The organism is Pantoea sp. nfd-35 (assembly GCF_056892255.1).
In genome coordinates, this window is the sequence record NZ_CP122403.1 from 3,723,918 (window position 1) to 3,743,482 (window position 19,565).

17 protein-coding genes and 1 other annotated feature are annotated in these 19,565 nt (G+C 56.5%); of the genes, 11 read left to right on the forward strand and 6 right to left on the reverse strand.

All coding sequences use genetic code 11. From position 1 onward, the window contains the following. Positions 1-2 precede the first annotated feature (2 nt). Positions 3-127 (reverse strand) — a sequence feature (Thr leader region). Continuing rightward, complete coding sequence (gene thrL, locus P9J57_RS17315; protein ID WP_109707012.1) at positions 60-134, reverse strand: thr operon leader peptide; 75 nt, start codon at positions 132-134, stop codon at positions 60-62. (Overlaps the previous feature by 68 nt.) A gap of 194 nt (positions 135-328) precedes the next feature. Then, entirely contained in the window at positions 329-1,027 is a 699-nt protein-coding gene (locus P9J57_RS17320) for a tRNA/rRNA methyltransferase (protein WP_014606619.1), read from the reverse strand. 604 nt (positions 1,028-1,631) lie between these two features. Between P9J57_RS17320 and arcA the strand changes: the two genes are divergently transcribed. Then, positions 1,632-2,348, forward strand: a complete 717-nt coding sequence (gene arcA, locus P9J57_RS17325; protein ID WP_013024548.1) for a two-component system response regulator ArcA — start codon at positions 1,632-1,634, stop codon at positions 2,346-2,348. Between the two features lie 43 nt (positions 2,349-2,391). On the opposite strand, the gene creA is transcribed toward arcA, so the two are convergent. Beyond that, positions 2,392-2,865 carry a protein CreA gene (gene creA / locus P9J57_RS17330; RefSeq protein ID WP_019106396.1) on the reverse strand — a complete coding sequence of 158 codons (474 nt, stop codon included), beginning with the start codon at positions 2,863-2,865 and terminating at the stop codon, positions 2,392-2,394. Positions 2,866-3,060: 195 nt separating this feature from the next. On the opposite strand from creA, the gene robA reads away from it, so the two are divergent. Further along, the gene (gene robA / locus P9J57_RS17335; protein WP_013024546.1) at positions 3,061-3,927 is read left to right on the forward strand and encodes an MDR efflux pump AcrAB transcriptional activator RobA; all 867 of its coding nucleotides are present in this window, start codon (positions 3,061-3,063) and stop codon (positions 3,925-3,927) included. 38 nt (positions 3,928-3,965) lie between these two features. On the opposite strand, the gene gpmB is transcribed toward robA, so the two are convergent. Further along, a complete protein-coding gene (gene gpmB, locus P9J57_RS17340) occupies positions 3,966-4,613 on the reverse strand; it encodes a 2,3-diphosphoglycerate-dependent phosphoglycerate mutase GpmB (RefSeq protein ID WP_014606621.1) in 648 nt (215 codons plus the stop codon). A gap of 60 nt (positions 4,614-4,673) precedes the next feature. Between gpmB and yjjX the strand changes: the two genes are divergently transcribed. Next, positions 4,674-5,192, forward strand: a complete 519-nt coding sequence (yjjX, locus tag P9J57_RS17345) for an inosine/xanthosine triphosphatase (protein ID WP_013024544.1) — start codon at positions 4,674-4,676, stop codon at positions 5,190-5,192. Here the strand turns inward: yjjX and trpR are convergent, their stop codons facing one another. Both trpR and sltY read right to left on the reverse strand, forming a co-directional pair. Next, entirely contained in the window at positions 5,193-5,513 is a 321-nt protein-coding gene (gene trpR / locus P9J57_RS17350; protein ID WP_013024543.1) for a trp operon repressor, read from the reverse strand. Positions 5,514-5,557: 44 nt separating this feature from the next. Further along, on the reverse strand, positions 5,558-7,477 hold the full coding sequence (gene sltY / locus P9J57_RS17355; protein WP_028714803.1) for a murein transglycosylase: 1,920 nt from the start codon (positions 7,475-7,477) through the stop codon (positions 5,558-5,560). Between the two features lie 270 nt (positions 7,478-7,747). Between sltY and atzF the strand changes: the two genes are divergently transcribed. From atzF to urtE, 8 genes are all read left to right on the forward strand, one after another. Then, complete coding sequence (gene atzF, locus P9J57_RS17360) at positions 7,748-9,541, forward strand: allophanate hydrolase (protein ID WP_457196455.1); 1,794 nt, start codon at positions 7,748-7,750, stop codon at positions 9,539-9,541. Between the two features lie 6 nt (positions 9,542-9,547). Further along, entirely contained in the window at positions 9,548-13,165 is a 3,618-nt protein-coding gene (gene uca / locus P9J57_RS17365) for an urea carboxylase (protein WP_483279310.1), read from the forward strand. 9 nt (positions 13,166-13,174) lie between these two features. Continuing rightward, positions 13,175-13,876, forward strand: a complete 702-nt coding sequence (locus tag P9J57_RS17370; RefSeq protein WP_483279311.1) for a GntR family transcriptional regulator — start codon at positions 13,175-13,177, stop codon at positions 13,874-13,876. Positions 13,877-13,906: 30 nt separating this feature from the next. Next, the gene (gene urtA / locus P9J57_RS17375) at positions 13,907-15,175 is read left to right on the forward strand and encodes an urea ABC transporter substrate-binding protein (RefSeq protein ID WP_483279312.1); all 1,269 of its coding nucleotides are present in this window, start codon (positions 13,907-13,909) and stop codon (positions 15,173-15,175) included. A 77-nt stretch (positions 15,176-15,252) separates the two neighbouring features. Further along, positions 15,253-16,818 carry an urea ABC transporter permease subunit UrtB gene (gene urtB / locus P9J57_RS17380; RefSeq protein ID WP_013024538.1) on the forward strand — a complete coding sequence of 522 codons (1,566 nt, stop codon included), beginning with the start codon at positions 15,253-15,255 and terminating at the stop codon, positions 16,816-16,818. Further along, positions 16,818-17,894, forward strand: coding sequence for an urea ABC transporter permease subunit UrtC (gene urtC / locus P9J57_RS17385; RefSeq protein ID WP_013024537.1), 1,077 nt, complete (start codon positions 16,818-16,820; stop codon positions 17,892-17,894). Before urtB ends, urtC begins: the two co-directional genes overlap by 1 nt. Continuing rightward, on the forward strand, positions 17,887-18,678 hold the full coding sequence (urtD, locus tag P9J57_RS17390; RefSeq protein ID WP_014595297.1) for an urea ABC transporter ATP-binding protein UrtD: 792 nt from the start codon (positions 17,887-17,889) through the stop codon (positions 18,676-18,678). Before urtC ends, urtD begins: the two co-directional genes overlap by 8 nt. Then, a complete protein-coding gene (gene urtE / locus P9J57_RS17395; RefSeq protein ID WP_013024535.1) occupies positions 18,679-19,377 on the forward strand; it encodes an urea ABC transporter ATP-binding subunit UrtE in 699 nt (232 codons plus the stop codon). It abuts the gene before it with no gap. Positions 19,378-19,565 lie beyond the last annotated feature (188 nt).

A 19,565-nucleotide genomic window follows, 5' to 3' on the forward strand; every position in this document is an offset into this window, starting at 1 on the left:
GTCAAAAAAAAACCCGCACTCGTGAGGTGCGGGCTTCTTTTCTGTTTTTCCTGGATGCGTCAGCCCGCCCCTTTACCGATCGTAATGGTAATGGTGGTGGTAATAATTGTGGTGTTCAGGCTGTGATTACGCATTCAGATTTATTTTTTCTGTCTGTCATTGATTGTCCGTCTGCGTCAAGAAGTAAAGCAAAGCGCACATTAAGTCAACGGTTTTATCCGTTGCGCAAATACAGACCACAATGTTTAGCATGCTGTTAAACAAAAAAAGCCTGGTGAATCGTTTGTTATACCGCGTTTCGTTAACATCTGTGACTGTATAGTCACGCTTAACCCGAGGATTTATCTGCCAGCTTTTTTTCCACGTCATGCAACAAACGGTGCAACATCGCACTGTCGCGCTGCTCTAACAGGCCAATACGCTGATTAATCCAGTCGGCCATTTTATTGTCGTCACTCACCTCTAACCGGCTCAGTAACTGTTCAAACCGCTGGCGCAGGGCTTGGAGCTGCTGACCATCGGCCGCTGGGGCGACAGGCGCAGCCACCTGATTGAGCGCCGACAGCTGGTAACAGTAAACCATAACGGCCTGCCCCAGGTTCAGTGAAGGATAATCGTTTGCCATTGGAATGCCGGTGAGCAGGTCAACCTGCTCCAGCTCTTCATTGGTCAGCCCGCTGTCTTCACGGCCAAATACCAATGCCATGCTGTTTACCCACTGACGTTTTTCCCGCAGTTGCGCTTCCACCTGCTGCGGCGTTGCATAATAGCGGAACCTGGCCCGACTTCGCGCGGTCGTGGCGACGGAAAAGTCGATGTCTGCCAGCGCTTCGGCCAGCGTATCAAAGGTTTTTATCCTGTCCAGAATATCACCTGCGCCATGAGCTACGCGGCGGGCGGCCGGATCCTGCCATGCATCACTGGCAACAATACGCATTTCATTAAAGCCCATGGTTTTCATGGCACGCGCCGCCGCGCCAATATTTTCTGCCCGGGCAGGTGAGACGAGGATAAGAGGAAAAAGCATGATCATTCCATCAGTAAATGTGCACGCTGCTAGTGTAACACGCACCTGCTTTATTGAGGGATATAGGTGGTCATGTTAAGACTCTGACATACATGTTAAAACACGTTAAAAAAGGCCGGAGCGCGCCTTTTTATCATAAAGTGCACATTATCAAAACCTTCAAAATAAAAGCCTTTCATTTCAGTCCACTGTAATAGTAAGTTTCTAACATCATATTTAGTGATAAGCCGGGCTGGCGGGGACAAAAATGAGACGTAATGTCAGCCAGCACGCTATTTTTTGAGATGTTTTTCACAGAAATGTTAACGTGCTACAATTGCATTTGATATAAGTCAACGAAGCGTTGTTTTTATGCTTACCAGTTGTTGTTATTGCTGTTAGGTTGCTGTTAATACAGTTAGTATGTGTTTCAAATTATTATTCCGCAGGGCATGGAATTTTTACCCCGGCAGGCTGGCGAATACGGTTGTTGACCTTGATAAAAGCTTATCAAAATTTACTTTTGTACAACGGTTCAGCAAAGCTTGCCGTTCTCCGCACTGGAGAGCACCTAACCGCTGTACGCCCTGTTTTCAATTTAGTTGGCAAAATTAGGTAGCTAAACATGCAGACCCCGCACATTCTCATCGTTGAAGACGAACTGGTCACGCGCAATACCCTCAAAAGCATTTTTGAGGCGGAAGGTTATGTCGTGTACGAAGCGACCGATGGTGCAGAGATGCACCAGGTGTTGACCGATAATGATGTCAATCTGGTTATTATGGACATCAATCTGCCGGGTAAAAACGGCCTGTTACTGGCACGTGAACTGCGTGAGCAAGCCAATGTCGCATTGATGTTCCTGACCGGACGCGATAACGAAGTCGATAAAATTCTTGGGCTGGAAATTGGTGCAGACGACTACATTACTAAGCCGTTTAACCCTCGCGAATTAACTATTCGTGCACGTAACCTGCTGTTGCGCACCATGAATTTGCCTTTACCCAATGAAGAGCGTCGCCAGGTTGAAAGCTATAAGTTCAACGGCTGGGAGCTGGACATCAACAGCCGCTCACTCATCAATCCCAACGGTGAGCAGTACAAACTGCCGCGCAGTGAGTTCCGTGCCATGCTGCACTTCTGCGAAAACCCCGGCAAGATTCAGACGCGTGCTGATTTGCTGAAGAAAATGACCGGACGCGATCTCAAGCCACACGACCGTACTGTTGACGTGACAATCCGTCGTATCCGTAAACATTTTGAATCCACGCCAGATACCCCTGAAATCATCGCCACCATTCACGGCGAAGGTTATCGTTTCTGTGGTGACCTGCAGGATTAAGCTGGCAATCATTTAACGCCCTTACGGGCGTTTAATGATTGCCTTAGTGCCACGGCATAATCGGTACGGCGCTTAGCGCATTTTTAGGTGAACCATCCACCACTTTATCTGAGTAAGCCAGATAAATTAATGCGTTACGCTTGCTGTCAAAGAAACGCACGACCTGCAGTTTCTTGAAGATCAGCGATGTGCGCTGACGAAACACTACGTCACCCTGTGCTTTGCCTTTGGCAATTTTCTCGCTCAGTTCTACCGGCCCGATTTGCTGACACGAAATGGCCGCGTCTGATGTATCTTCCGCTAATCCCAGCCCGCCCTTGATACCGCCTGTTTTCGCCCGGCTGATGTAGCAGGTGACATTTTTTACGTCGGGATCGTCGAATGCCTCAACCACAATTTTGTGGTCGGGTCCAAACATCTTAAACACAGTGTCGACGGAGCCAATCTCTTCAGCCAGAAGCGGACTGGAAAACAGCAAACCCGCGAAGGTGACGAGCAGGAGACGAGGTATTGTCATTGAGTTACCATTGCAAATGTAATAGATGAGCATGTAATGTACTGTCAATCGATACAATAACCAACGTAAAAAGGGTATAAATTCCCGCGTAGATAGCACAACCATCCCAGTCAAAACCAAACATGTCTTTAAAGCAATAAGTGCTATTATTCGTCGACTTCATTTAGCTGCGCCACCAGAGTATGAGGATGTTTTATGGACCAAGCCGGTATCATTCGCGATTTGCTTGCCTGGCTGGAGAGCCATTTGGATCAACCACTTTCACTGGATAACGTTTCCACTAAAGCCGGTTATTCTAAATGGCATCTACAACGGATGTTTAAAGACGTTACCGGACACGCCATTGGCGCCTATATCCGGGCACGACGTCTTTCCAAAGCCGCGGTGGCACTTCGCCTGACCAGCCGCCCGATTCTCGATATTGCTTTGCAATATCGGTTTGATTCACAGCAGACCTTTACACGAGCCTTTAAAAAGCAGTTTAATCAAACACCTGCATGGTATCGCCGCTCGTCTGACTGGAATTCATTTGGTATTCGCCCACCCATTCGGTTAGGAAACGATCAGCAGCCGGAATCGCAGTTCGTCACCCTGCCGGAGACCGTTCTGGTGGGACAGACACAGAGCTACACCTGTACCCTGGAACAAATTTCCAGCTACCGCGATGAAATGCGTGTCCATTTCTGGAAACAGTTTCTGTTGGAAACGGATACGGTTCCGCCCGTGCTCTACGGTCTGCACCAGGTCCGTGCCAGTCATGAAAAAGACGATGAGCAGGAGATTCTGTACACCACAGCCGTGCCAACCGACAGCGCGACCAATATGCATTCGGGCCAGAAGGTCATTCTTGAAGCCGGGGATTACGTTCAGTTCAACTACAGCGGTCCGCGCGTTGAACTTCAGGAGTTTATTCTGTTGTTATACGGTACCTGCATGCCGACGCTGGGCCTGACGCGCCGCATGGGGCAGGACATCGAACGCTTTATTACCCACGGCGGTAAAAAGCGCAGCGAACCGCCTACAGAGATTCGTTGTGAATATCTGATCCCGATTCGCCGTTAATGCCTGGTGTGATGCCGTCGTAATGACGGCATCACCGATTAACGCTGAAGCTCGTCCATCGCGGGTTCGTCGAGGTGGGCAATATCACCCGCCGTTTCCACGACCCAACCCTGTGCCAGCCATGCGCTCTGCTGATGATCAACGCGGGAAATCGAACAATTGCGCAGGCGCAGGCGACGTTCGGCATAGGCCGGTAGCCCCAGAATGGTGCTGACCAGCACGCCCAGCGCCATGCCGTGGCTGACCAGTAGCGGGCGGCTCCCTGCCGGCAGCGCCAGGCAGGCATTAAGTGCCTCCTGCATACGCTGCGCCAGTTCCGTCATGGATTCGCCCTGAGGAATGCGGCCGCCCTCGCTGCCGTTAACCAGCGAAGCACGCCAGCCCTCTTCTTCCGGGCTCAGTTCATCAAGCAATCGTTTTTCCAGTATGCCCATGTTCAGCTCCCGCAGTCGCGGGTCGAAAGTGATATCACAACCACAGGCATCGGCAATGATTTCAGCGGTACGCCGGGTGCGCCCTAAATCGCTGGAAATAATATGCGTGATACCGGCGCTTTTGATGCGTTCACCGACCTGACGGGCTTGTTGCTCACCTTTTTCCGTCAGCGGACTGTCGGAGTGCCCTTGAATGCGACGTTCTGCATTCCATACCGTTTCACCGTGACGAACAAGATAGACCTGTAGCATGCTTAGTTTCCGTTATACTGCGACCAAAATCGCCTTAATTACCTGAGGGTTCAATTAATTATGTACCATGTTGTCGCAGCTACCATCAATCCAGCGAAGATTCGTGCGATTGCTCAGGCATTCAACGACGTTTTCGGCGAGGGATCCTGCCATATCGAAGGGGTCGAGGTCGAGAGCGGCGTTGCGGCACAGCCTTTAACCAACCTCGAAACGCGAACTGGCGCACGCCAGCGCGTGATGAATGCCCGTCAGGTTCGTCCGGAAGCCGACTTCTGGGTGGCGATTGAAGCCGGAATTGAAGAAGAGTGCGCTTTTGCCTGGATGGTGGTGGAAAACCAGAAACAGCGGGGAGAGTCACGTTCGGCCAGTTTTACCCTGCCGCCGGTGGTGATGGCCGGTCTACGTGAAGGACGCGAACTGGGTGAGGAGATGGCGCGCCTCACCGGCATCGACAATATTAAGCACAAAGGCGGCGCAATCGGCACCCTGACCCAGGGCCTGCTCAGCCGCTCCAGCGTTTACCACCAGGCTCTGATACTGGCGCTCTGCCCGCTAACCCATCCGTTCTATCAGCAGTAATCAGCGACGCGTCAGGTGTGCTTCCAGCCACTGCTTCAGTGCCGGAGGCGCCTCTTTCAGGCTGTTTGATCCGCGGGTAATCGTGGCAATCCCCACGCCCAGTTCGTTTTTCAGTTCACGCTGGCTGATGTCGCCATTCAGCAGCGATTCAATGATACGCAAGCGTGTACCAAAGGACTCTCGTTCATCTGGCGTCGTCATCAGCTGTAACAGCGGCAGCGCCTGGTTATCCGCAAAAGCCTGTTGCATCAGCTCAACAAAACGCAGCCAGTGCGCGTCCGTAGCCGGGTCAGTCGTGGATGGCACAGAGGGTTGATTCATGAGAGGCTTCCGTACTCGCTAAAGAGTACGGAAGCTTAACACAGCTAGTAGCGGCGATTCCACTCAGCATCGGACAGGATCTTGTCCGGCTGACCCAGGAAGTAGCGGTAGTACGCATCATAGGCCAGCACATTCTTCACGTAACCCCGGGTTTCCGAAAACGGAATGGTTTCGATAAAGGCGACGGCGTTGAGATTGCCTGCGGTACTGCCTTGCCAGGTCCGTACGCGTCCCGGGCCGGCATTGTAAGCCGCTGAGGCGAATATCCGGTTCTTATCAAACTGCTGATAAACATACTCCAGATATTGCGTCCCGATCTGAATGTTGGTCTGCGGATCGAACAGCTGAGACGCGTTCACATAGCCCGGGATGCTAAACATCTTCACGGTGTGTGTCGCGGTCGCCGGCATAATCTGCATCAGTCCGCTGGCACCCACCGGGGAACGGGCTTTCGGGTTCCATGCACTTTCCTGACGGGAAATCGCCATCGCATAACTCTGCGGAATGGATTTACCCTGGGTGTTCTGCTTATACAGATCCTGCCATGCCAGCGGGAAACGCTCTTTCAGGCTGTCCCACATTTTCGCGGTGATCGTGGCCTGTACGCTCAGATCCCACCAGTCCTGTTCGCTTGCGTAGCGCGCCAGCATCTGCTGCTGGACATGGGTTTTGCTGCCGATCAGGTTGGCCCACTCGCTGCGTGCCAGATTGTCCATGCCCCAGTACATCAGCTCACGCACGCGTGCGAGTTCTGGCCCCTGGGTGGTTGCCGCGTCAGGTTTGGGTGCCGCATCGACCTGAAGAGGATAGTCCACCCCTAAACGTTGTGCGGCAACCATAGGATAAAAACCGCGCTCTTTCATCAGCTTACGCAGAATGTCATCGGCTTCTTCTTTGCGATCTTTTGAATAAAGCAAATCGGCCTGCCAGTACTGCCACTCGTCTTTCTCTTTCGCTTCAACCGGCAGACGCGCAATCCAGGTGTTCAGGCCACGACGATCGTTTTCACTCAGCGCCAGGCGCACCCGCCGTTCTACTAACGCGGTCGATTCGCTGTTCATCACCACCGCATCGCGCCAGCGCGCCTGCTCGGAGGTCAGATCGCTGCCCATCATCCGCCAGACGACAATCTCTTTCAGCGCCTGCTCATCTTCTGGCCCCATTTTTTGCGCGCGCACCAGCTCAGGGATCAGGCTACGGGCTGTTTCCATATCGGCACGGGCAACGCGGGTAAAGGCAAAAATCGTGGCCTGGCGCGTGAAGTCGGTTGCGCCCACGCTGTTGGCAAAGGTCGTGACGGACTGAGGATCTTTCTGCAACGCCAGTAATGCATCCGACATCGTCTTGTAATCGGCAGGCAGCGTTTTGGCCAGATAGCTGACCAGACTGTCATTGCCCGCTTTCATTGCCAGGCGGATACGTTCAAGAATAGTGATGGGAGAAAGCTGACCGCTGGCCTGCCACACGGAGAAGAGCTTATCACAGTCATTCGGCAGGGCCGTGCCGCGCAGCCAAATGGCTTTGGCACCGTCAAATGCCGCCTGCTGCTTTCCGGTTGACCATTTGGCATAGTACCAGTTACAACGTGCCTGCACCGGCGTGGGCTCGTCGGGGCTGAAGTTAAGCACGCCTTGCCAGTCCTGACGATGCGCCAGTACGTTAACAAAACGCGTTTTCAGCGAGCGCGCTGGCGGTAAAGTCGGATACTTTTGAATAAAATTTTGTACTGCCAGGCTGGTTTCCTGGTCCAGGTCCTGCGCCAGCAGACGGTATTCTAAATAAGGATAAAGCGGATAATCCTGTAGCGTCGGTAACAGCTGTTCAACTGTTGCCATCTGATTACTGTCCCAGGCCTGCTTAATTTGTTGATATCGTTGCCGTTGTTGATCAAGCGAATCAGCCCATGCGCTGCCGGCCGTGCTGACCAGGCAGATCCCTATCATCCAGTTACGCCACTTCTCCACGTAAATCTCCTCTGTTGCTGGGCGCTGGCTCTGTGCCAGACGTTATTCATGCTAACCAGGGGAAGCCACTCTTGCCATGTTCTTCACAAAATTTACCTTCGCACCGCTTTAACGCACCCTGATGTCACACTGCCTGCGCGACAACTGTGCGTTTTATCATCACATCTTCTTATGGATGTTCGAATTATCTCATTGATTCATGGCATTAAAATTCTGGCACGTCCTTTGCTCTGTTGAATCCCATCTTGTATACCTGTTGGAATTCACTGCATGGCTTCGACATTCGGTTTGACCCTTAATGACTGGCAGCAACGCGTTCGGCAACACCCGGAGCAGGTTCACACGCTGCTGGCTGAACACCTTTCTGAGCTGGATCCAGACGATAATGCGTGGATCTGTCTTGCCACTCCCGCCCAGTTAATAGCGCAAACTGAGCCGCTCCTGGCGCGTTACCAGCAGGATCCGGATGCCCTGCCACTGTTCGGTGTTCCCTTTGCCGTGAAAGATAACATTGACGTGGCTGGCTGGCCGACAACGGCAGCCTGCCCTGCATTCCGTTATATCGCCGCCGAGGATGCCTTTGTGGTGGCACAGCTTAAAGCGGCGGGCGCGGTGGTGATGGGGAAAACTAACCTCGACCAGTTTGCTACCGGACTGGTCGGTACACGTTCACCTTACGGCGCGGTATGTAACACCTTCGACCCGGACTTTGTAAGCGGCGGCTCCAGTTCGGGATCGGCCTCGGTACTGGCTCGAGGGCTGGTGGCGTTCTCTTTGGGTACCGATACCGCCGGTTCTGGCCGGGTGCCCGCCGGTTTCAACAATATTGTCGGTCTGAAACCGACCAAGGGCTGGCTGTCTGCGCGCGGTGTCGTTCCTGCCTGCCGCCTGAACGACACGATTTCCGTCTTTGCGCTGACGGTGGACGATGCGTTTCGCGTCGCCAGCCTGGCGGGAGGATACGATGCTCAGGATGCCTATTCGCGCGTTCATCCTCGTACGGCGCCCGCGGGCATGAAATCTCGTCCTGATTTCGCAATTCCTGCCGCCCCCGTGTTTTTTGATGATGCAGCTGCCGAAGCGGCCTGGGACGCCGCGCTGACCGCACTGCAGGACAGCGGCGCCACGCTGCATCCGATTGATTTCACCCCCTTCACGCAGCTCGCCGAACAGCTCTACTACGGCCCGTGGGTGGCAGAGCGTACCGCTGCCGTAGGCGAGATGCTCAACCACCCGGAGAAGATGGATCCGGTGGTGCACAGCATTATCTCGACGGGTCTGAAATACAGTGCCGTCGAGGCCTTCGAGGCCGAATACCTGCGTGCCCGGCTGGCGCGCCAGATTCAGCAGGCTCTGGCACCGTTTGATGCGCTGGTCGTGCCCACGTCCCCCACGATCTATACCCTGGATGAGATGCAGCAGGAGCCGGTGATTTACAACTCACATTTTGGTACTTACACCAACTTTACCAATCTGGCCGATCTTGCCGCACTGGCGCTGCCTGCCCCTTTCAGAAACGACGATCTGCCCGCGGGCATTACGCTCATCGCCCCCGCCTGGCATGACCGCGCGCTGGCGCAGTTTGGCCTGCGCTGGCAGCAGGCTATGGCCCTGCCGCGCGGCGCCACTGGCAAGGCCCAACCCCCTGAACCTGCGCCGCTTCCCCCTTCGGACGACCACGTTCGTCTTGCGGTCGTGGGCGCGCACCTGACCGGCATGCCACTTAACTTTCAGCTCACGCAACGCCAGGCCGTCCGGGTAGAAGAGACCCAGACGGCCAGCCAGTATCGCCTGTTTGCCCTGCTGGATGGCCCGGTCAAAAAGCCGGGACTGATGCGGGCGGAACAGGGCGCCGCCATCGCCGTCGAGCTCTGGGATATCCCCCTGGCGCGCTTTGGCGAATTCGTGGCCGAAATCCCACAACCCCTAGGCATTGGCAGCCTCACGCTTGCCGATGGTCGCGTGGTGAAAGGGTTTATTTGTGAAGGTTCCGCGCTGACGCACGCGCTGGAGATTACCGAATTCGGCGGCTGGCGTAACTGGCTCGCTTCTCTGGAGAGTTAATCAATCATGTTCAGCACCGTTCTGATTGCCAATCGTGGCGAAATTGCCTGCCGCGCTATCCGTACCCTGAAACGTTTGGGCATTACCAGCGTCGCGGTCTTTTCCAATGCCGACCGTAACGCGCAACATGTCAAAGATGCCGATATCGCTATTTGTCTGGGCGGTGACAAAGCCAGCGACAGCTATCTGCGCATTGATAAAATTCTGGCGGCCGCGCAGGAAAGCGGCGCCCAGGCTGTCTGGCCGGGCTACGGTTTTCTCTCTGAAAGCCTGCCGTTTGCCGCCGCCTGTGAGGAGGCCGGCATCGTATTTGTTGGACCGACAGCGCAGCAAATTGGTGAGTTCGGTTTAAAGCACCGTGCCCGTGAACTGGCAGCGCACGCCGGTGTTCCCATGACGCCAGGCACGCCGCTGCTCGACTCGCTGGATGACGCCCTGGCCGCCGCGAGCCATATTGGTTATCCGGTGATGTTAAAAAGCACGGCCGGGGGCGGCGGCATCGGCCTGACGCGCTGCGCGGATGCCGAGGCGCTCCGGCATGCCTGGGAGAGCGTGCGCCGGCTTGGCGAACAGTTCTTCAGCGACGCAGGCGTATTTCTTGAACGCTGCATCGATCATGCCCGCCATGTTGAGGTACAGATCTTTGGCGACGGCAAAGGCACCGTGGTCGCTCTGGGCGAGCGCGACTGCTCTCTGCAACGCCGCAACCAGAAAGTGGTAGAAGAAACGCCCGCTCCCTGTTTGCCCGCTGCAACCCGCGATGCGCTGCTCGCCTCGGCAGTCCGGTTGGGCGAGGTGGTCAATTACCGCAGCGCGGGCACCGTCGAATACATTTACGATGCGCAGCAGGACGCCTTCTATTTCCTGGAGGTCAATACCCGCCTGCAGGTTGAACATCCGGTCACCGAATGCGTCACGGGTCTTGACCTGGTCGAGTGCATGTTGCGCGTGGCTGCCGATGAAGCGATCGACTGGCCGCGCCTGCAGCAGGCACCTCAGGGCGCCTCGATCGAAGTCCGGCTCTACGCTGAAGATCCGCTTAAACATTTTCAGCCTTGTCCCGGTGTCTTAACCCATGTGCACTTTCCCGAGGATGTGCGCGTCGATAGTGGAATCAGCACCGGTAGCGACGTATCGAGCTACTACGATCCCATGATCGCCAAGCTGATCGTTCATGCTGAAACCCGGGACGCCGCGCTGGCCAAACTGCAACGCGCGCTGAATGCCACTCAACTGCACGGCATCGCCACCAATCTTGATTACCTGCGGCAGGTCATCGCCACCGACGCCTTCCAGAGTGGCGACGTCTGGACTGGTTTTCTGGATGATTTCACGCCGTCGGCCGCGGTAGTGGAAGTTCTGCAGCCCGGCACCTTTAGCTCCGTGCAGGACGTTCCGGGCCGCCTTGGCTACTGGGATATCGGCGTACCGCCCTCCGGCCCCATGGACGACTATGCTTTCCGGCTGGCTAACCGTATCGTCGGCAATCATGAGGCCGCAGCAGGACTGGAATTTACCTTACAGGGCCCGACGCTGCGTTTTCATTGTGCGACGACAATTGCCCTGACCGGCGCTGACTGCGCCGCCATGCTGGATGGTGAACCCGTTGCAAACTGGCAGCCTGTCACGGTCAATGCGGGACAAACGCTCACGCTGGGCCGCGCGCTGCAAGGCTGTCGCTGTTACCTGGCCATCCGTAATGGTTTTGACGTACCGGAATACCTCGGCAGCCGCTCCACTTTCTCGCTTGGTCAGTTTGGCGGGCACGCGGGGCGGACGCTGCGGGTTGCAGATATGCTGCCGGTTTCCCAGCCGCTGCTGGCCGCCTGTACCACACCGGCCCCGATCAGCGCGCCCCAGGCGCTCAGCCCGGCGCTGATACCGACCTACACGAACGAATGGCACATTGGCGTGCTGTACGGACCGCACGGCGCACCTGACTTCTTCACCCAGGCCGCCATCGACGACTTTTTTGCCAGCGACTGGCAGGTACACTACAACTCAAACCGCCTTGGCGTACGCCTGGTCGGGCCAAAACCGAGCTGGGCTCGTGCTAACGGCGGTGAGGCTGGTCTGCATCCTTCCAACGTACATGACTGCGAGTATGCTATCGGCGCAGTCAACTTTACCGGTGATTTCCCGGTGATCCTCACCCACGACGGCCCCAGCCTTGGCGGCTTTGTCTGCCCGGTAACGATAGCCAAAGCCGAGCTGTGGAAAGTCGGTCAGGTCAAACCTGGTGACAGCATCCGTTTTCACCCCATCAGCGTAGAGGAAGCGACCGCGCGGGAACAGGCTCAGAAGCAGGTGATTGCCACGCTGCGGCCGCACTCTGCGCCCACGTTTGCCGTCCCCTCGCTGGCTGAAAACCGCTTTGGTTCCTGCACCCTGCTCGCCGCTGTCGCCGCTACGGAAACCTCCCCCAGGGCGGTCTATCGCCAGGCCGGTGATAAATACATCCTCATCGAATATGGCGACAACGTCCTCGATCTGGCATTGCGTCTGCGTGTGCATTTATTAATGGAGGCGCTGCGTGCTCAGCCTGTTACCGGGATCGAAGAGCTCTCTCCCGGCGTGCGCTCGCTGCAAATTCGCTACGACAGCCTGGTCCTGAGTCAGTCGCAGTTAATGAACGTGCTGCTGGAACGGGAAGCGATGCTCGGCAATGTCAGTCACCTGAAAGTTCCGTCACGCATCGTCTGGCTACCGATGGCCTTTGAAGACAGCGCGACGCTCGGTGCGGTGGAACGCTATAAAGAAACCGTGCGTGCCAGCGCGCCCTGGCTGCCAAATAATGTCGATTTTATTCAGCGCATTAACGGATTAACCAGCCGCGACCAGGTCCGCGACACGATCTTTGAGGCCAGCTATCTGATTTTAGGGCTGGGGGATGTGTACCTTGGCGCGCCCTGCGCCGTGCCTGTCGATCCCCGTCACCGCCTGCTGAGTTCCAAATACAGCCCGGCCCGTACCTTTACGGCAGAAGGCACCGTCGGCATCGGCGGGATGTATATGTGCATTTACGGCATGGACTCGCCCGGCGGCTATCAGCTGGTGGGCCGTACCTTACCTATCTGGAACAAGTTCCTCAAAAATGCGCAGTTTACTGCTGGCGAACCCTGGCTGCTGCGCTTCTTCGATCAGGTGCGCTTTTATCCCGTAACGGAAGAGGCGCTGACGCAGTTACGTGACGATTTCCGCGAAGGTCGCGCCACGCTGCGTATTGACGAAACTGAATTTGATTTTGCCGCTCACCAACAATTCCTGGCAGATAACGCTCAGGACATCACGGCGTTTCGCCAGCGTCAGGCAGCGGCTTTCGAGCAGGAAGTTACGCGCTGGTCGCAGGAGGAACAGGAGATCGCCTCTCCTCCAGATATCACGCCTCATACCTCCGCTGAAGATGACAGCGCGCACGCGGTGCAGGCAGATATGAACGGCAATATCTGGAAAGTGCTGGTACAGCCCGGGGATGACGTCAGCGCGGGTCAGACGCTGGTGATTGTTGAGGCAATGAAAATGGAGCTGGCGATTGCAGCCCCCTGCGCCGGTCGGGTGAAACGCATCGCCTGTCAGGCAGGGCGCGCCGTCAGCCCTGGCGATACGCTGCTGTGGCTGGAATAAGGAGGGCCGATGACAACCCGTTTACCCCGTAATAAAGCGCGTCCGGAAGCCCTGGCGGAACGTGTTTACCAGACGCTGAAAAACGACATTTTTGAGTTTCGCCTGATGCCCGGTGACCGCTTCAGCGAGAGTGAAATTGCTGAACGTATGGCGGTCAGCCGCACGCCTGTCCGGCAGGCGCTTTTCTGGCTGGAGCGTGAAGGCTATGTCGATGTGTGGTTTCGCAGCGGATGGCAGGTCAAAACCTTCGATTTTGCCTATTTCGAAGAGCTGTACGATCTGCGCACGGTACTGGAGTGCGAAGCCGTGAAGCGTCTGTGCGGTCTGCCATCGGCGCAGTGCGCCGCCCGGCTGCGCGAGCTTTATCAGTTCTGGTGTGAGGCCGCCCGGCTGGACGACGGCAAGAAAGTGTCGCAGCACGATGAGGCCTTTCATATGACGCTGGTCGCCGCCGCGGGCAACAGTGAAATCGCGCGTATTCACGCTGAACTGACCGAGAAGATCCGCATTATCCGTCGTCTCGATTTTACCCGCGAAGACAGGATCGCGGCGACGTATCGCGAGCACGCGCAAATTTTACAGGCCATTTTTTTGCAGCAGACCGGCAAAGCCCAGCAGATGCTGAGCGAACACATTGCCGCCAGTAAGGCTGAGGTCAGGAAGATCACGATCCATATGTTACAGCAGGCCAGGCTCCAACCCATCGAATAACGCATCCATCTAACCAGGGGTTTAACATTGATGAAAAGACGTTCATTGCTCAAGGCTTTTGCACTCTCCGCTACCGTTGCAGGTATGGGATTCTCATGGAGCGCCCAGGCGGCTGACACCATCAAAGTGGGTATTATGCACTCGCTTTCCGGCACTATGGCGATTTCCGAAACGCCACTGAAAGATGTCGCCCTGATGACCATTGATGAAATCAATGCGAAAGGTGGCGTGCTGGGTAAAAAGCTCGAACCGGTGGTGGTGGATCCCGCCTCAAACTGGCCGCTCTTTGCCGAAAAGGCGCGCCAGCTGCTGACCCAGGACAAAACTGCGGTGGTGTTTGGCTGCTGGACCTCGGTATCACGAAAATCCGTGCTGCCAGTCTTCGAAGAGCTGAACGGCCTGCTCTTCTACCCGGTACAGTATGAAGGTGAAGAGATGTCACCGAACGTCTTCTACACCGGGGCAGCCCCTAACCAGCAGGCTATTCCGGCAGTGGAATACCTGATGAGCCAGGATGGCGGCGGCGCGAAACGCTTCTTCCTGTTGGGAACAGATTATGTGTATCCCCGCACGACCAACAAAATTTTGCGGGCTTTCCTGCACACCAAAGGCGTACAGGATAAAGACATCGAAGAAGTTTATACCCCGTTCGGCTACAGCGATTACCAGACCATCGTGTCCAATATCAAGAAGTTCGCCGCAGGCGGGAAAACCGCGGTGGTCTCCACCATCAACGGGGATTCCAACGTGCCGTTTTACAAAGAGCTGGCGAATCAGGGCATCAAAGCCACCGACATACCGGTGGTGGCGTTCTCCGTGGGCGAAGAAGAGCTCCGTGGAATTGATACCAAACCGCTGGTCGGCCAGCTCGCCGCCTGGAACTACTTCGAATCGCTGGATAACCCGACCAACGCCAAATTTGTCGCCGATTACCGTGCTTATGCCAAAGCCCATAACCTGCCGAATGCCAGCAGCGTTGTGACGAACGATCCGATGGAGGCGACCTACGTAGGGATCCATATGTGGGCGCAGGCCGTCGAAAAAGCGGGCACCACCGACGTGGATAAGGTGCGCGCCGCCATGGCCGGGCAGACCTTTAAAGCGCCGGATGGCTTTACCCTGACGATGGATCAGACTAACCACCATCTGCATAAACCCGTGATGATTGGCGAAGTGGAAGAAAACGGTCAGTTCAACGTGGTCTGGCAAACCGACAAACCGGTACGCGCCCAACCCTGGAGCCCGTATATCCCCGGTAATGACAAAAAACCCGATCACCTGGTGAAAACGTCTCAGTAAGACAGGTGCCGCCCCTGATCCCTCTGTGGGGCGGCAGTAAGGACTTCCTATGATCGCCTATTTGATGAGGCTCTCCCATGACGCTTCGCCTGTGTTTCTTTAGTTTTTTGCTGCTCCTGCCGCTGTTTGCCAGCGCCGGACCGGCGGCCGACTTCGCCGCGGCGAGCCGCGCTCAGCAGGCGGAATTGCTGCAACAGTGGGCCGCTGCGCCAGATGTCAGCCGGTTGCCGCTGCTTCAGGCGCTGAAAGCCGAAACCGTGGTCACGGATCAGGATCGTCATCCTTTTAGCCAAACCGGTAATGGGCTCCAGCCGCTGGATACGTCATCACAGCCGAAGGGCGCGCTAAAAAAACTGTTTATGAATAACCGGTTGCGCGTGCTGGTCGCCAGTGCGCTCGCCGCACATCAACTGGTGAGCAGCGACGCCAGCGTACGCCTGAGTGCGGCACAGCAGTTACAAAATGACGCCGCCGCCGATCTTCTCCCGCTGATTACGCAACGCCTGAGCCTCGAAAAGGATGCGCGCGTGCATGCCGCGCTGGCGATGGCGGCGGCCAGCCTGCAACTGTCCAGCCCTCAACCCATGGTTCGGCTGCGGGCGGTGAAATTGCTGGGCGAGTCCGGCGATCCTAACACCCAGGCCAGCCTGCAACGGCTGACCCAGCCCACAGTGGAGCCCGATGAAACCGTACGCGAGGCGGCAAAAGAAAGCCTGCAACAGATTAAAAGCCGCCTGATGTGGGGCGATCTGTTGGGCCAGGCGTTTAGCGGCCTGTCGCTGGGTTCGATACTGCTGCTTGCCGCCCTGGGCCTGGCGATTACCTACGGCCTGCTGGGCGTGATCAATATGGCGCACGGGGAAATGTTGATGCTGGGTGCCTACGCGACCTGGATGGTGCAAAACCTGTTTCAGCAGTTCGCGCCGCATTACATCGGCTGGTATCCGCTGCTGGCGCTCCCGGTCGCCTTTGGGTTAACGGCGGTTATCGGTATGGCGCTGGAGCGCACCATTATCCGTCACCTGTATGGCCGTCCACTGGAAACCCTGTTAGCCACCTGGGGCATCAGCCTGATGCTGATTCAGCTGGTGCGGATGCTGTTTGGCGCGCAGAACCTTGAGGTTGCGAACCCCGCCTGGCTGTCCGGCGGATTGCAGGTGCTGCCGAATCTGGTTCTGCCCTGGAACCGTATTGCGGTCATTCTGTTCGTGGTGTTTGTGCTGATCCTGACCTGGCTGCTGCTGAACCGCACGCGGCTGGGGATGAACGTGCGGGCGGTAACGCAAAACCGGGCCATGGCCGACTGCTGCGGCGTGCCAACAGGCCGAGTCGATATGCTGGCTTTTGGCCTGGGCTCCGGCATCGCCGGGCTGGGCGGCGTGGCCCTGTCCCAGTTGGGAAATGTCGGACCGGAACTGGGCCAGGGCTACATTATTGACTCTTTCCTGGTGGTGGTGCTCGGCGGTGTGGGGCAACTGGCCGGCACCGTCGTGGCTGCGCTGGGGCTGGGCATTCTCAATAAAGTGCTGGAACCGCAAATCGGCGCGGTGCTGGGGAAAATCCTGATTCTGGTCATGATCGTGCTGTTTATTCAAAAACGTCCGCAAGGGTTATTTGCGGTGAAAGGAAGGGTGACTGACTAATGACGCAACCCATCTCCTTACGTCTGGCTCGTCAGGCCCCGCGCCTGACGCTGGGTATTGGCGCACTGGTTACGCTGATGCTGCTGATCATGCCATTTCTGGCGCTGCTGCCGGCAACCCATCCGCTGGCGATATCGACCTATACCTTAACCCTGGTGGGTAAAATTCTGTGCTATGCGGTGGTCGCGGTGGCGCTGGATCTGGTCTGGGGTTATGCCGGTTTACTCTCTCTGGGACACGGCCTGTTTTTTGCGCTGGGCGGCTATGCGATGGGCATGTACCTGATGCGCCAGGCGGCGGGCGACGGCGTACCGGCCTTTATGGCCTTTCTCTCCTGGGATCGGCTGCCGTGGTTTTGGGCGGGCACCCAGCATTTTGCCTGGGCGCTGTGCCTGATTGTACTGGTTCCCGGCCTGCTGGCGCTGGTCTTTGGTTTTTTCGCCTTCCGCTCGAAAATTAAAGGGGTTTATTTCTCCATCATGACCCAGGCGCTGACCTATGCCGGCATGCTGCTGTTTTTCCGCAATGAAACCGGCTTTGGTGGCAACAACGGCTTTACCGGCTTCACCACCCTGCTGGGTTTTAATGTTACCGCCACGGGCACGCGCATCGGCCTGTTTGTCGCGACGGTGATATTGCTGTTAGTCAGTTTAGGCCTGGGTTTTGTCCTGGCACGCAGTAAATTCGGCCGGGTGCTGACGGCGGTCCGCGACGCGGAAAACCGTCTGATGTTCTGCGGTTACGATCCCCGTGGCTTTAAGCTGTTCGTCTGGACGCTGTCCGCCGTGTTATGCGGCATGGCGGGCGCACTTTATGTGCCTCAGGTCGGCATTATTAATCCTGGTGAAATGTCCCCCACCAACTCCATCGAAGCCGCTATCTGGGTCGCACTGGGTGGACGCGGCACCTTAATTGGCCCGCTGCTGGGCGCCGCGATTGTTAACGGCGCGAAGAGCCTGTTTACCGTTGCCTTCCCCGAGTACTGGCTGTTCTTTCTGGGGATGATGTTTATTCTGGTCACGCTGTTTCTGCCGCGTGGCGTGATTGGCTTACTCCGCCGGAGAAAAGATGACTGAGCACCCGTATACCCAATCATTTCCCGCCGATCGTCATCGTGTTCAGCGCGATCCGGTGCTGCAACTGGAAGCCGTCACCGTCTCTTTTGATGGCTTTCGCGCCCTGTCCGATCTGTCCTTACAGATAGGCGTGGGCGAACTGCGCTGTGTGATCGGCCCTAACGGCGCTGGAAAAACCACGCTAATGGATGTGATTACCGGTAAAACACGACCGGATAAGGGCCGGGTCATTTACGATCAGGATAATGACCTGACCAGCCACTCCCCCGTTGAGATTGCCCGTCGCGGTATCGGACGCAAATTTCAGAAACCCACGGTGTTTGAAGCGCTGACGGTGTTTGAAAATCTGGAAATTGCCCTGAAAACCACCAAAACCGTTTGGGCCAGCCTGCGCGCACGGCTTAACAGCGAGCAGCGGGATCGGATTGACGAGGTCCTCGTCCTGTTGCGGCTTACGGGTTCGCGTCACCGCCAGGCGGGCCTGTTGTCGCATGGACAGAAACAGTTTCTTGAGATCGGCATGCTGCTGGTGCAGGAGCCGCACCTGCTTCTGCTGGATGAACCTGCGGCCGGCATGACCGATGCGGAAACCGACTATACCGCCGAGCTGTTCCGTAGCCTGGCAGGGAAACACTCACTCATGGTGGTTGAACACGACATGGGCTTTGTGGAAACCATTGCCGACTACGTCACGGTTTTGCATCAAGGCAAGGTGCTGGCGGAAGGTTCGCTGCGCGAGGTTCAGGCCAACGAGCAGGTCATCGACGTTTATTTGGGGCGCTAAATGTTACAGGTATCTGAACTGCATCAGTATTACGGTGGCAGCCATATTCTACGCGGCCTGTCTTTTGAGGTAAAAACAGGCGAAATCACCTGCCTGCTGGGCCGTAACGGCGTGGGCAAAACCACGCTGCTGAAATGCCTGATGGGATTGATTCCGGCCAAATCGGGTGAGGTACGCTGGCAGGACAAGCCGATCGGGACGCGCAAGCCGCATCAGCGCGTGCAGTCCGGCATCGCTTACGTGCCACAGGGCCGCGAAATTTTCCCCCGTCTCACGGTTGAGGAGAATCTGCTAATGGGCCTGTCCCGCTTCTCCGCCTCACAGGCCAAACAGGTGCCTGATGAGATCTATCAGCTGTTTCCCGTGCTGTTCGACATGAAGTCGCGGCGCGGAGGCGACCTGTCCGGGGGACAACAGCAGCAGTTAGCGATTGGTCGCGCGCTGGCAAGTCGTCCGCAGTTGCTGATCCTCGACGAGCCGACGGAAGGGATCCAGCCGTCGGTGATCAAAGAGATTGGCATGGTGATCCGTCAGTTGGCGCAGCGCGGCGATATGGCGATTCTGCTGGTTGAGCAATTCTATGATTTCGCCGCTGAGTTGGCCGACAGCTATCTGGTGATGTCGCGCGGCGAGATTATCCAGCGCGGTCGTGGCAGTGACATGGAGGCGGAGAACGTGCGCGGTCTGGTCGCCATCTGACATCTCCTCCCCGGCAGGCCAGATCGCCTGGCCTGCCTTCACGTTGTACGTGAAGCGTGTTGAATGTTTCTCCCTCGCCCCGCCCGATACAACCTGCCCGAAAAGGCTTCCCTGACGCACGTTCCACGCGTGTTTACCCCGTTAGCCTGCAATTTCTTTAACAATAACGCTGTAGACATCTTGTAATG